General features: G+C 71.2%; 10 protein-coding genes. 8 read left to right on the top strand and 2 right to left on the bottom strand.

The window, feature by feature from the left end; genetic code table 11:
• Nucleotides 1-12 precede the first annotated feature (12 nt).
• Nucleotides 13-1,269, bottom strand: coding sequence for a DNA recombination protein RmuC (rmuC, locus tag DMB42_RS21300; RefSeq protein WP_125636719.1), 1,257 nt, complete (start codon nt 1,267-1,269; stop codon nt 13-15).
• A gap of 95 nt (nt 1,270-1,364) precedes the next feature.
• Between rmuC and DMB42_RS21305 the strand changes: the two genes are divergently transcribed.
• Nucleotides 1,365-2,090, top strand: coding sequence for a hypothetical protein (locus DMB42_RS21305; RefSeq protein WP_125636720.1), 726 nt, complete (start codon nt 1,365-1,367; stop codon nt 2,088-2,090).
• Between the two features lie 11 nt (nt 2,091-2,101).
• Nucleotides 2,102-3,178 (top strand): redox-regulated ATPase YchF, encoded by a 1,077-nt coding sequence (gene ychF / locus DMB42_RS21310; RefSeq protein ID WP_185844783.1) that lies wholly within the window; start codon nt 2,102-2,104, stop codon nt 3,176-3,178.
• Between the two features lie 60 nt (nt 3,179-3,238).
• On the opposite strand, the gene DMB42_RS21315 is transcribed toward ychF, so the two are convergent.
• Nucleotides 3,239-3,541, bottom strand: coding sequence for a hypothetical protein (locus DMB42_RS21315; protein ID WP_125636721.1), 303 nt, complete (start codon nt 3,539-3,541; stop codon nt 3,239-3,241).
• A 197-nt stretch (nt 3,542-3,738) separates the two neighbouring features.
• On the opposite strand from DMB42_RS21315, the gene DMB42_RS21320 reads away from it, so the two are divergent.
• The 6 genes from DMB42_RS21320 (at nt 3,739) to DMB42_RS21345 (ending at nt 13,200) form a co-directional block, all read left to right on the top strand.
• Entirely contained in the window at nt 3,739-4,038 is a 300-nt protein-coding gene (locus tag DMB42_RS21320; protein WP_125636722.1) for a hypothetical protein, read from the top strand.
• 626 nt (nt 4,039-4,664) lie between these two features.
• A complete protein-coding gene (locus DMB42_RS21325) occupies nt 4,665-5,417 on the top strand; it encodes a conjugal transfer protein (RefSeq protein ID WP_260477829.1) in 753 nt (250 codons plus the stop codon).
• A 63-nt stretch (nt 5,418-5,480) separates the two neighbouring features.
• Nucleotides 5,481-5,744 carry a hypothetical protein gene (locus DMB42_RS21330; RefSeq protein ID WP_125636878.1) on the top strand — a complete coding sequence of 88 codons (264 nt, stop codon included), beginning with the start codon at nt 5,481-5,483 and terminating at the stop codon, nt 5,742-5,744.
• Between the two features lie 54 nt (nt 5,745-5,798).
• Nucleotides 5,799-8,333 carry a TcpE family conjugal transfer membrane protein gene (locus DMB42_RS21335; protein WP_185844784.1) on the top strand — a complete coding sequence of 845 codons (2,535 nt, stop codon included), beginning with the start codon at nt 5,799-5,801 and terminating at the stop codon, nt 8,331-8,333.
• 47 nt (nt 8,334-8,380) lie between these two features.
• Entirely contained in the window at nt 8,381-10,858 is a 2,478-nt protein-coding gene (locus DMB42_RS21340; protein WP_125636724.1) for an ATP-binding protein, read from the top strand.
• Complete coding sequence (locus tag DMB42_RS21345; RefSeq protein WP_125636725.1) at nt 10,855-13,200, top strand: type IV secretion system protein; 2,346 nt, start codon at nt 10,855-10,857, stop codon at nt 13,198-13,200. Before DMB42_RS21340 ends, DMB42_RS21345 begins: the two co-directional genes overlap by 4 nt.
• The last annotated feature ends 1 nt before the right edge of the window (nt 13,201 follow it).

The following is a 13,201-nucleotide window of genomic DNA, read 5'->3' on the forward strand; positions in this document are numbered from 1 at the left end:
TCCCACCCCCGTTTACGGCGACCCGCCTGCCAACTTACCGTTCGAGTGCGAAATCAGAGACGTGGTTTCGAGCAGTTCGGGGGAGGCCAGGGGTCTCGGCAGCCCTTCGAGCATGTCGGGGGCGTCGAGATCGCCGTCCACGACACCCAGATCGTGCAGTTTGCGTGCGGTGACCAGTACGCGGCTTTCGAGCGAACCGACCGACTTGTTGTACGCCTCCACCGCTCGCGTCAGCGCCTTGCCCAGCGACTCCACGTTCCTGCCGAGGGACGACAGCCGCTCGTACAGCTCCTTGCCCAGCTCGAACACCGCGCGCGCGTTCTCGCTCAGCGCGGCCTGCTGCCAGGCGTAGTGGGCGGTACGCAGCATCGTGATCAACGTCGTCGGCGTGGCGATGTGCACCCGCCGCGCCATGGCGTACTCCAGCAGGCCAGGATCGCGTTCGAGCGCGGGCGCGAGGAACGCCTCGCCCGGGATGAACAGCACCACGAACTCCGGCGACGGGTTGAACCCCTGCCAGTACGCCTTGGCCGCCAGCCGGTCGACGTGCTCGCGCACGTGCCTGGCGTGCGCGTCGAGCCGGACCGTGGCCAGCGACTCGTCCGACGCCTCGGCGGCCTCCAGGTAGGCCGCGAGCGAGACCTTGGAGTCGACCACGATGTTCTTGCCGCCGGTCAGCCTGATCACCATGTCGGGACGCATCGCGCCCTCGGTGACCTGCTCCTCGAAGTCGCAGTGGCGCTGCATCCCGGCGATCTCGGCCACCCGGCGCAGTTGCAGCTCGCCCCAACGCCCGCGGGCCTCGGGCCGTTGCAGGGCCCTGACCAGCGCGGTCGTCTGCGAGCGCAGCTGCTCGTTGCTCTGGCGCACGAACTCCATCTGCTTGGCCAGCTCCGCCCGCGCCGCCCGCTGCCCCGACTCGGTGTCGCGCAGTTGCGACTCGACCCGCGCGAGCGCGTCCTTCAGCGGCTCGACCAGGTGCTCGACGGCCTGCCTGCGCTGGTCGAGATCGCCGGCGGCCTCGGCGCGGCTGGCGGAGAACCGGGTCTCGGCCAGTTCGAGGAACCGTACGTTGTTGACGTCGAGCGCGCGCGTGGACAGGGCCTGGAAACGCTCGGCGAGCTGCTCCTCGACGTAGACCAGCTTCTCGGCGGCCGACCTGGCGCGCGCGTCGGCCTCGGCGACCCGCACCGCCGCCCGCGTCCTGGTGACCAGGAAGCCGACGAGGAGTCCGAGGGCGAGTCCGATGAGCAGCGAGACGACATCCACTCAATCGATGATTGCAGCTGATCGCGTACGGATCTTCCCGACACGCTTGCGGAATCCGCTTGTGCGCCGGGCGATCCGTCACGCAGAGTGTTGTCATGGCTACCGGTACGACCGTCGCCGTCACCGTGTCCACGGTGTCGGTCGCCCTGATCGCCCTGGCCGGAGCCGTGATCATCAACTCGGGGTCCGACGATCCCGCCCCCTCCCGTCCCACGCTGCGCTGGACAACCGGCGCCTGCGTGACCGACCGGTACGCGCTGACGCCCTGCAACGGCGGCGACTTCGAGGTGCTGGCCGTCGCCCACGACCCGCCCCTGCCCGCCGACTGCCCGGACGACACCGACGACGTGCTCCGCATCGGCCTGGGCCGCACCGCCTGCGTACGGTCCTTCCTGGCCCCCCACGCCGGCGCGCCCGGCGGTGGCGGCCGCCTGCTGCGCCCCGGCGACTGCGTGGCGCTCGACGGCCGGGAACACCCGTGCGCGGGCCCCGGCTGGTACGGCAGATCCATCGCGATCACCTCGTCCGCGGACGATTGCCCCTCGACCACCCTCGACACCCTCGAAAGCGGTGCCGAGACCGTCTGCCTGGGCTCCGGCGGCCGGGTGCTCGCCCGGGGCGCGTGCGTGGCCCGACCGGCCGCCGACGTGGTCGCCAGGTCGGCCGTGACCAGGGCCGCCTGCGACTCGCCGGACGCCTGGGCCCGGATCGTCTCCTTCGAGACCACGCCCGCTGCCTGCCCCGCCGACGCCCAGCGCTACCTGCGCGCGGCGCCCGGGACCTACCGTCCGGTGACCTGCCTGCACCTGCTCAGCAAGTAAACTCGCTGTCCGTGAGCCTTTCCATCGGCATCGTCGGCCTGCCCAACGTCGGTAAGTCCACGCTCTTCAACGCGTTGACCAAGACCGGCAACGCACTCGCTGCGAACTACCCGTTCGCCACCATCGAGCCCAACGTGGGGATCGTGGGCGTGCCCGACGACCGGCTGCCCAAGCTGGCCGAGATCTTCGGCTCGGCCCGCATCCTGCCCGCCAAGGTCGAGTTCGTCGACATCGCGGGCCTGGTCAAGGGCGCCTCCGAGGGGCAGGGCAGGGGCAACCAGTTCCTCGCCAACATCCGCGACACCGACGCGATCTGCCAGGTCATCCGCGTCTTCGGCGACCCCGACGTCACGCACGTCGACGGTGAGATCTCGCCCAAGCGGGACATCGAGACCATCAACACCGAGTTGATCATGGCCGACCTGCAGACGGTCGAGAAGGCCGTGCCGCGCCTGCAGAAGGAGGCGCGCAACAACAAGGACAAGAAGGCCGCGCTGGAGGCCGCCGAGGCCGCGCTGGCCGTCCTGGAGACCGGCAAGACCGTCTTCGAGAGCGGTCTCGACCGGGAGGAGCTGCGCGAGCTCCACCTGCTCACCGCCAAGCCCTTCCTCTACGTCTTCAACCTCGACGCCGACGAGCTGACCGACACCGCGCTCAGGGAGCAGCTGTCGGCCCTCGTCGCCCCTGCCGAGGCCGTCTTCCTCGACGCCAAGATCGAGTCAGAGCTGGTCGAGCTCGACGAGGAGGAGGCCCTGGAGCTGCTGCAGTCGGTCGGCCAGGAGGAGTCGGGCCTGCGCCAGCTCGCCAGGGTCGGCTTCGAGACGCTGGGCCTGCAGACCTACCTGACCGCCGGCCCGAAGGAGACCAGGGCCTGGACGATCCGCAAGGGCGACACGGCGCCCGAGGCGGCCGGCGTGATCCACACCGACTTCCAGCGCGGCTTCATCAAGGCCGAGGTGGTCTCCTTCGACGATCTCGTCGAGGTGGGCTCCATCGCCGGCGCCCGGTCCGCGGGCAAGGCGCGCATCGAGGGCAAGGACTACGTCATGCGCGACGGTGACGTGGTGGAGTTCCGCTTCAACGTCTGACGGGCGCCGGCCGACCAGGTCGACGCCTGACGGCCTGATCGCCTACTCGCCTGACCGGCGTCAGCCGAGCAGGCCGCCGAGCAGGGCCAGGGGGCCGCCGCTGAGCGGCCCGCCCCCGCCGCCGAGCGCCCCGCCCACGCCGCTGTTGCCGGGGCGCTTCTTGTCGTAGTGGACGAGCTCGTTCGCGTACGTGCCGCCCTGGCACACGGCCTTGCCCCGGCCGACAGGGGAGATCTTGCCCCCCGCGTCGGTGCACTCGGCGTCGGTCACCCAGGAGGGGGCGGCGACGGCCGGGGAGGGCGCGCAGAGGGCGGACGCGGCCAGCGCGGCGGCGGGCAGGAGGGTGGCGGCGAGACGACGCATCACATCGGTCCAATCACGGTGGGCTAACTTTCGCTACGCTAGGTTACCGGCGGATCGCCGTCGAAAGCCCATCGTCTGGCCGACGAACTCGCAGGCCCTTCCGGGATTATGTGATTCCGGGACAACTGCGACGTCAACCACTTTGGGCCCCCGCGCGTCGAATCGTCACGGCGTTCACGCTGACTCGGGAGGCCCTCATGATCCGACGCATCATCCGGAAACGACGTCCTGCGCCCACACTCGCGGGCATCAGCCTGGAGGAGGAGCTGGCCCTGATCAGGGTCGAGCTGATGTACGGGTTGCGCGTCAACCGTGAGGCGTACCTGCGCAGGAAGGTCGACGAGCGCAACGAGCTGGCCAGCCGGATGCGCGAACGAGATGCCGCCTCGATGCTCGCGGACCTTCGGGGGTCGCTGGAGCGCGTGCTGCCGCCCACCGTGGTCGACCTGCACAGCCGCCGCCGGGCGCGCACCACGCAGGATCCGGAGCCCGCCTGAGGCGTCGGCAGCGTCGTACCCCCAGGAGTGGCGCACAACACCTTCTGTCCCCGTCTCATGCCAAATGCGCAGGTCGTGAGAGTCCATGCCTATTTTGGACAGGAATCCGTGTCCGCGCGGCTAGGCTGAATTAGGCGTTTGGCCTGGTCAAATGGGTATTCAGCCGCGAAGTGGCAGGAATCGGTACCGAAGCCTGTCATACGGATCCGGTTTGCCGTGAGGGCGGTCATGCCTGCAGCATGGGCGTGGCTTTCCTGGAAGAATGGCGGGACCGGATAGGGTGACTACTTCACCGCGGATGATGGGGATCGGCAACGGACGACACCGCGCCAACCGGGGGGATCGGCGCGAGCGGAGGCGTGATGGCTCGTAGGTCTACCGTCCAGCACGATCCTCGGATCGCTGGCGAGCCTGAGCTTTCCGCGCGCCCGGACACGGCTGACTTCGACGCGCCGCCCTCGCGCAGGCCGCGGCGGGGCGGCTGGTCCGGCGGCGGCGGACGGTGGCTGGTGTGGGCCGGCCGTATCATTCTCTGGGCGCTTATTGTGGTTATCGTGGTCAATGGGATTCGTGCCCCATTTGAGCGGTTTACCCAGCAAGAGCCCACGACGACGAATGGCGCCGTCGTGGCGCACAAGGGATTCCCCGCTGACCAGGGCATGGCTTTCGCCGCCCAGTTCGCGGGGGTCTATCTGAATTTCAGCCCGGAAGACGCGCCCAGCAGGACCAGGAAGCTGGCCGCTTTCCTGGCCGAGGGCATGGACGCGCAGATGTGGTGGGACGGCTTCGGCAAGATGGCCGCCGTCGCGATCCAGCCGTACGACATCGAGACGACCGACGGCCAGAACGCCGTGGTCAGCGTGGCCTTCCAGTCCGGGCCGCGCCGGCTCATGCTGTCGGTCCCGATCTACTACTCGGGCGACGACAACGGCAAGCGGTTCGTCGTCGCCGGCCGCCCGGCCATCCTGCCCGCGCCGGCCCCGGCCGACCTGCCCCAGGTCGCCCAGCCGGAGAGCGACGACGCGGCGGCGGCCGAGCTCAAGCCGCAACTGGAGGGCTTCTTCAAGGACTACGCCTCCGGCGACACCGCCGGACTGCAGCGCTACGTAGCCGCCGGGAAGACCCTGCCGAGCTTCGGCAGCGCGTTCACGTTCGCAGAGCTCAAGGACGTCGTGGTGCCTGTGGGGGGTGCCACCCGAGAGATCCAGGCGGTCGTGGTGTGGATCGTGCCCAACGGCGACGCTCCGGCCACGCCCAGTGCCACCGACCCGGCCGCCGTCGGCGGGCGGCTGGAGCAGGCCTACCGCCTCACCGTGGAGAAGCAGGGCGACAAGTGGTACGTCGCCGACATCCGCGGCGCTGGTCGGGCCGTTGGATAGACGCACGGCCGCGCTGTTGTTCGGTACCCCCCGGGAGGACAAGAAGTGACGTTGAAGACCGTAATGCTCACCTTGATCGAAATGACGCCGACGCCCGCGCCGACCGGCATTGACACCGGAGGGCTCGCCAACTTCCTGCGTGCCTTCTTCGCCCCGTTGTTCCTGGTGGTCGTCTCCGTGGTCGCGCTCTTCTTCCTCTTCACCCGCGAGATCACGCGTTTCGTCCAGTTCCTGATCCTGGCCGTGGCCATCGGAGTGATCTTCTACGTTCCCAACATCATCGAGGTGACGGCGAAGGCGATCGCGGGCGCACTGGGCATCAAGTAAGGGTTGAGACCGCCCCCGGGCGGTCATGTACGAGCGGGTGGAGAGGAGGACCGCGTGGACCTGCCCACGTATACGAACATCTGGCGCATCGAGAAGCGGCTCTACAAGCTTTACGACCTTCGCCTCCCGATGCCGCTCCCCATCGTCTGGATCGGCGTGTTCGTCGGGGTGTTCGTGCCGTGGTCCCTCCTGCTGATCCTGGTGGGCGTGCCCGTGGCGATGCCGTGGCACGTGTTGTTCCTGGTCCCGCCGGGGATCGTGACGTGGTTGTCCACGCGGCCCGTCATCGAGGGGAAGCGGCTGACCGAGCTTCTGGAGTCCCAGCTTCGCTATCTGGGCCAGCCCAAGGCGTGGTACCGGCTCGCGCCCACCGCCGAGCCCGAGGCGGTCTCGTTCTCGGGGCGCGTCTGGCGTACCACTCCGGCGCGGGTCAAGGCGAAGGCCGCGCGCAAGGCCCGCCAGCCGCAGCGCAGGCGCGAGGGGCAGCGGATCGCCGGGCCGCGCCAGGTGCGTCCCGCCGTGGCCGCCGCGGCCGCGGCCGCGCAGCAGGCGCCGGTGGCCGAGACCCGCAACGGGTGGGGTTCCCGTACGCGGCGGGGCATGGCTCCCGCGCTGAGCCCCCGGGCCGGCCGTGCGGCCCCCGCCTTCGGGCGGGAACTGCCGCTGGTCGTGGTCCCCGCGGATGAGACAGGGCCGGCGTCGCCGCCGGTCGAGCACGACGTCGCCGCCGGAGAGCTGGCCAGCCGCGAGCTCACCGGCGGCGCCCTCCCCGGCCGCCCCCGCCACACCCACGCCCACCCGGCCTCCGAGCCGGACGCGGCCGCCGTCGTCCAGGAGGAGCAGGGCGTACGGGAGGCTGAGGGCGCGGCGGAGGCCCGTGCCGACGGGCGCGCGGGCGCCGGGGCGGGACGAGCCTCGGGGGAGACGCGGGACGGTCGCGGGACGGTCGTGCCGATCAGGCCGGAGGGGCACAAGCCCGCGCCGGGCAAGCCCATCGACACCGAGGCGCTGCGGCGGCTGCGCAGGCTCGCCGCCAGCGCCGACGCGCCGCCGGCGACACCGGAGACGCCGGGGCGTTCCGAGGACGAGCGCGGCGCGGCACAACACCGCGACGACGCGGCCGCACACCGCCAGGAGCCCGAAAGCACAGACCGCCGCGACGACGGTCGCGACGACCGCCAGGACGACGGGCGCGGCGACGACATCGCGATCGCGCACGGGCAGCACAGGAAGGGGCAGCCGCCGAAGTCCGGGCCGGCGACGGTGATCCCGGGCACGCCGCGCGTCTGGCCCCCGGTCAACCCCGACGCCAAGCCCTTCTCCGGGCCCACCCTCCGCCTTGAGGACCAGATCCCCAAGCCCGCCGAAGGCACGCCCCCGGTCGAGGACGCCCCCGCCGAGGTCGGACACCCGGCGCCCGAAGGGGAGTCCCCCGTGAGGGAGGACGTTCCCGGCGCCGACACGAACGACGAGCCGACGCGGGAGCCGGCGGCGCAGGAAACGAAGGCGCAGGAGGCGGCGCGGGAGCGGCAGGCCGGCGGGAGGCCCGGGGACAGGGCCGGCGGGTTCGTGGCGCCCGTGCCCGTTCCCAGGCCCGGTGAGGGCAGGTCCGGCGAAGGACGCGTACGCAGGGTCGAGTCCGTGATCGGCCGCGACTCCGGCGGCTGGCGCAGGATCGCCCAGGTCGTCGTGGGCGGAGGCGGCGTACGCACCGACGGGTCCGAGATCGACGAGGCCAGGGCGAGGGCCGTGTTCGGCGGCAGCCGGCGGATCGTGGTGCTCGGCTGCACCGGCGGCGCGGGCCAGTCCACGACGGCGCTCATGCTCGGCCACACCTTCGCCTCCCATCGCGACGACAGGGTCGTGGCCGTCGACGCCAACACCGGCGGCACCACCCTGACCAGCAGGATCGAGCCGGAGACCCCCGAGACGCTCACGTCGCTGCTGTCCGGCCTCGACCAGGTCAACGGCTACCTGACGATGCGGGGCTTCACCACCCGCACCGCCTCCGGCCTGGAGGTGATCTCGGCCGACACCGACGCGGTCGCCGCCCAGCGGCTCGCCGACCGCAGCTTCTTCTCCGACCACCGCCTCGGCGAGTCGATGCGCCTGCTCGACCGCCACTACAAGCTGTCCGTCATCGACCCGGCCGCCGCCCTCGCGGCCCGCATCCTGCCGTACGCGGACCAGCTCGTGCTGGTGGTCCCGGCGAGCGAGGAGGCGTCGGAGGCGGTGGCGATGACGTACGAATGGCTCGACGGGCACGGCTGCGCGGAGCTGCGCAGGCGTGCGGTGATGGTGGTCAACGGCGTGAGCAGGCGTTCGATGGGCGACGTCGAGCAGGCGGAGGCGGTGGCCAGGGGCAGATGCCGGGCCATCGTCAGGGTCCCGTGGGAGGACGGCCTGGCGCCCGGCGGCGCCGAGATCGTCGACCCAGGTCAGTTGCGCGCGGCGGGACGGCGGGCCTATCTCGCCCTCGCCGGTGTCGTGGTTGCAGGCTTCGCGGTACAGGCACACGGACACTCCGTCCGACCGAGCGAAGAGGAGTTGGCGAGTGACCCCCCGGGCACGAGAATCGGTGAGCGTTAAGTGAACAAGCGAGCAGGTCTGGCCCGTTCATGCGCCGAGGGGGCGGCATGAGCAGGGCGTCCCGTGCGCACCAGCGCCTCGCGGTCCGGTACTTCGACGACCGCATCCTGCTCACGGACACCTGCGCGTGGGCGTACTTCCGCCTTCCGACGGTCAGCTACGAGTTCGTCACGCCGGAGGAACGCGAGGCGCTGGCCACCAACATCACGATCGCGCTGGCCGCGATCAGGATGCCCGACGCCGAGGTCCACCTGCGGGTGGCCCATCGCACCTACCCCGCGGCCGAGTGGGCCATGGCGCTCAACGCCACGTCCGACGAGGGGCCGGGCTGGCGCGACTACCTGGAGGAGATGTACCGGCACGTCTGGGCGAAGGACTTCTGGTCGAAGGAGGTCTACCTCGGCGTACGCCTCGGGCCGCGCGGCAAGCAGCTCGGCAACGGCGTGCTCGCCCAGCTCCTCGGCTTCTACCAGAAGACCGAGAGGACGCTCGGCATGGAGGACGACCACGTGCCGGACAGCGAGATCGGCCGGTGGACGGAGTCGGCCGAACGGCTCGGCAGAGCTCTGGCGTCCAGCGCCCTGTACGCCAGGCACACCACTTCCGTCGAGGTGGCGTGGTTGTTCCAGCACGCCGCCGCCGGAGCCCTCGGCGACCCGCCGCCCTCGGCCAGCCCGAAGCGGCGCTGGGGCAAGGGCGAGATCGAGTCGCTGGTCGAGGGCGAGATCCACAACGGCAGGTCGCTGCTGCGGATCGTGCAGCCGCAGGGCGACTCGTACGTGGCCAACCTGTCGTTCGCGCGATTCCCCGACCTCATGCCGTTCCCCGACGGCGAGCCGTGGATGCACTTCGCCGACCAGCTCCCCTTCCCGGTGGAGATCTCGTCGAGGATGCGGCTGATCCCGCCGGTCAAGGCGTCCAAGGATGTCGCGCGCAAGCTGGCCCACGCCCGCGACATGGACCACCACATCCGCGAGGCGGGCGCGGAGGCGCCGATCGCGCTGGCCGAGCAGATCGACGCGGCCCGGATGCTCGAACACGGCATCACCAAGGAACGACTGCCCTTCGTGTACGGCTGGCACCGCCTGATCGTCTCGGCCCCCACCGAGGACATCTGCGTACAGCGGGTCGAGGCGGTCGTCGAGCACTTCCGCGACATGGGCATCGACGTGGTGAACTCGACCGGCGACCAGTTCTCCTTGTTCTGCGAGGCGCTGCCGGGCGAGAAGGTGCGCGTCAACGCCTACGCCCAGCGCCAGCCGCTGCGGACCATCGCCGGCGGCATGGCCACGGCCACCGTCGACCTCGGCGACCGGCTCGACGACGGCAGCGAGGGCTGGCTCGGGCCGTACATCGGCGAGACGGTCGGCAGGGCGCGCAGCATCGTGCACTTCGACCCGCTGCTGGCCGCCAGCCGCAACCGGCCGACCGCCATCGCGATCACCGGCGAGCCGGGCGGCGGCAAGACCACGCTCGCGCTGCTGATGATCTACCAGATGGCGCTGCGCGGGGTCACGGTCGCGGTGATCGACCCGAAGGGCGACGCCGAGTCGCTGGTCCAGCTCCTGGAGAAGCGCGGACGCAAGGCGCGGACGATCCCGCTCGGCTCGGCCGCGCCGGGGCTGCTCGACCCGTTCTCGTTCGGCGACGACATCGCGGCGAAGAAGACCATGGCGACCGAGACGTTGCGGCTGCTGCTGCCCCGCATGTCGGAGGAGCGCGAGTCGGCGATGATCCAGGCGGTGGCCGCGGTCTCCAACGGGTCCGACCCGTCGCTGGGCAAGGTGGTCGACTACCTGGAGCAGGCCGACGACGCGGCCTCGAAGAACCTGGGCGCGGTGCTGCGTTCCATGTCGGAGATGCATCTGGCCAGGCTCTGCTTCGACCCCTCCGGCGGTGACCAGATCGACAGCGAGGGCTGGACCACCGTGTTCACCCTGGGCGGCCTGACGCTGCCCGACGTCGCGACGACCAGGGACGACTACTCCTACGAGCAGCGGCTGTCGGTGGCCCTGCTCTACCTGGTCTCGCAGTTCGCCCGCAGGCTGATGAACGGCCTCGACCGCCGTGCGCCCAAGGCGATCTTCCTGGACGAGGCGTGGGCGATCACCTCCACGCCCGAGGGCGCCAAGCTGGTGCCCGAGGTCAGCCGCATGGGCCGGTCCCGCAACACCGCACTCGTCCTGGTCTCCCAGAACGCCGGTGACCTGCTGAACGAGCAGGTGACCAACTGCCTGTCCTCGGTGTTCGCGTTCCGGTCCACCGAACGGGTGGAGGTGGAGCACGTGATGTCGCTGCTCGGTGTGGAGGCGTCGGAGGAGCACAAGGCCGTGCTCCGCTCGCTCGGCAACGGCGAATGCGTATTCCGTGATCTGGATGGCAGGGCCGGGCGGATCGGAGTAGACCTGATCTCCGAGGAACTGCTCCGCTGGCTCGACACGAACCCGACACACGACAAACCAGACGGTGGCGGGCATGATGATCACCGAGGGGGCGTGGGCAGGGCGCAGGAGGTACGGTCATGAAGATCCGACTATCCCGACGACTGGCGCTGGCACTCGCGCTCATCAGTGCCGTCCTCGTGGTTCCGCTGGTGGTGGGCGGCTTGTCCACGCCCGTCGCGGCGGCGCCCTGTGACCTGTCGGGGCCGCTCAACCCCGAGATCATCGGCGGCGGCACCGACGGCATGATCCAGCCGCCGCCCCCCGCGGGCGGGGCTCAGGCGCCGACGACCAACTACGGCCAGTTCGGCATGGCCGGCCAGTTCTGGCAGACCCACGACCTCGGCTGCTCCGACTACGTCGCCGTGCTCGGCAACATGTGGGCCAACGGCGTCTTCACCGCGGCCAAGGCCGTCGACCGGCTGACGATCACGACGTACCAGGCGGCGGCCACCGAGGGCCCGCTCCAGTCGATCAAGGACGTCGTCGACGACATCGTCCAGAACCTGTCCGAGGCCATGTACTGGCCGTTCCTGCGGCCGATCGTGATCCTCGGCGCGATCTGGCTCGCCTGGTACGGACTGATCCGCAAGCGGGCCACCACCACCGCCGAAGGCGTGATCTGGATGGTGCTCGCGGTCACCGTGGCCGTGTGGTTCTTCAGCCGGCCGGGCGACTTCACCGGGCTCGGCAAGGTCGTCACCGACAAGACGGGCGAAGTGGTCAACTCCGCCTTCTCCGGCCTGCCGGGCGCCGGCGGCGCGTCCTGCCTGCCGCCGCCCGGCCAGACGAACCCGCAGGTCAAGCCGGGCGGCTACGGCCAGACGGGCACCGCCGGAGTCGAGCAGAACGCCGACGCCCTGTGGTCCACGCTGGTCTGCAAGCCGTGGCTGGTGGGCATGTTCGGCACCGCCGACCCGCAGCAGCCCATCGTGCGCGACTTCGGGCGCAAGATGCTGGAGACCCAGTCGATCGCGCCCGCCGTGGCCGGTCAGCCCGCCCCTGACATCGCCGCCCACCAGGCCGAGTACGCCAAGGTCGCCGAACTGCTCAAGAACGACTCCCGCTACACCGTCTTCTCCGGCCGCGACTGGTCGGGCAGGCTCGGCGTGGCCGTCGGCGCGCTCATCGCGGCCGTGGTGGCCGGGCTGCTGATCTTCCTGGTGGCGGTCTCGCTGCTGGTGCTCAAGGTGGGCTTCCTGCTGATGCTGATACTCGGGCCGGTGTTCCTGCTGGTCGGCGTGCATCCGGGCAGCGGGCGCATCATCGCCATGCGCTGGGTGGAGATGCTCGTCGGCACGCTGTTGCGGCAGGCGGTGCTGACGCTCGTCCTCAGCGTCCTGGTCTACGGGTACGCGCTGATCATCTCCACGGCGATGCCCTGGGGGTTGCAGGTCCTTTTCATGGCGTTGCTGACGATCGCGGTGTTCTTCTACCGGCGGCCGTTCCAGCATCTGTTCGCGTCCCTGAGCGGCCACACGGTCGCCACGCGGATGCTCGGCGACGCCGCGAGCTCGCCCGTCCTGGAGCGGGCCGCGAACGTGTTGCCGCCGGTCGCCGGGGCCAAGCTCGGACGTTGGGGCCTGCGCAAGGCCGAGCCGCTCATCAGGGCGGCGGCGGCCGGGAGCGGCGCGGGCGCCGCGGCCGGCGCCGCGGTCGCCCAGGCGAGGATGCGCGGCGAGGAGGGCGAGGGCGTCTCCGCCGGCACCCGGATGCCGGTGTCGGCGGCGCCGCTCGACACCGACCAGCAGGGCGGCAAGGCGGGGGCCCGGCCCCCGCTCGAACCCCGTCGGGGCACCGCGCCGCCGCTCAACCTCAGCGGGCAGCACAGCAGGACGCGCGGCGCCCGCGGTGCCGCCCCGGCCTCCGGGGGCGGTCCGGGCGGCACGCCGTCCGGCGGGATGGTCCCGTCCGGCGGTTCGGGCGGCGCGTCCGGTGGTGCTTCGGGTGGTTCCTCGGGTGGCGGCGGCTGGTTCGGTGGCCGGTCGGGCGGTGGCTGGGCCTCGCGCGGCGGGTCGTCGGGCGGGTCGTCCGGTGGGTCGCGCAACGGGTCCTCCGGCGGGTCGCGGGGCTCCCGGTTCGGTGGCGGCGGTGGCGGCTCCCGGGCGTCGGGGTCGCGTTCGCGTGGGTCCGGTGGCGGGCTGTTCGGCGGTGGCGGCGGTTCCGGCTCGGGTTCCGGTTCCGGCTCCGGCGGCGGGTTCTTCGGTGGCGGTGGCGGGTCCAGGAACGGTGGCGGGTCCAGGTCCGGAGGGTCCGCGTCCCGGCCGTCCGGCGCGTCGTCGGGGCCGCGGATCTTCGGCTCGGACGAGTCGTCGTCCCGCTCGTCCGAGGCGCCGCCGTTGTGGCTGCGCAACAGCGGCAACAGCGGTTCGGGTGACGATCCGTCCGTGCCGTTCTGGCTCAAGCCGAACCGGGGCAAGGACTGAC

Origin of the sequence: Nonomuraea sp. WAC 01424 (genome assembly GCF_003947315.1) — a bacterium.
GTDB lineage: Bacteria > Actinomycetota > Actinomycetes > Streptosporangiales > Streptosporangiaceae > Nonomuraea > Nonomuraea spiralis.

Excerpts from the sequence above, each read along its gene's own strand:
- DMB42_RS21305 (WP_125636720.1), top strand. The coding sequence starts at position 1,365 with ATGGCTACCGGTACGACCGTCGCCGTCACCGTGTCCACGGTGTCGGTC.
- DMB42_RS21315 (WP_125636721.1), bottom strand. The coding sequence starts at position 3,541 with ATGCGTCGTCTCGCCGCCACCCTCCTGCCCGCCGCCGCGCTGGCCGCG.
- DMB42_RS21320 (WP_125636722.1), top strand. The coding sequence starts at position 3,739 with ATGATCCGACGCATCATCCGGAAACGACGTCCTGCGCCCACACTCGCG.
- DMB42_RS21330 (WP_125636878.1), top strand. The coding sequence starts at position 5,481 with ATGCTCACCTTGATCGAAATGACGCCGACGCCCGCGCCGACCGGCATT.
- DMB42_RS21340 (WP_125636724.1), top strand. The coding sequence starts at position 8,381 with ATGAGCAGGGCGTCCCGTGCGCACCAGCGCCTCGCGGTCCGGTACTTC.
- DMB42_RS21345 (WP_125636725.1), top strand. The coding sequence starts at position 10,855 with ATGAAGATCCGACTATCCCGACGACTGGCGCTGGCACTCGCGCTCATC.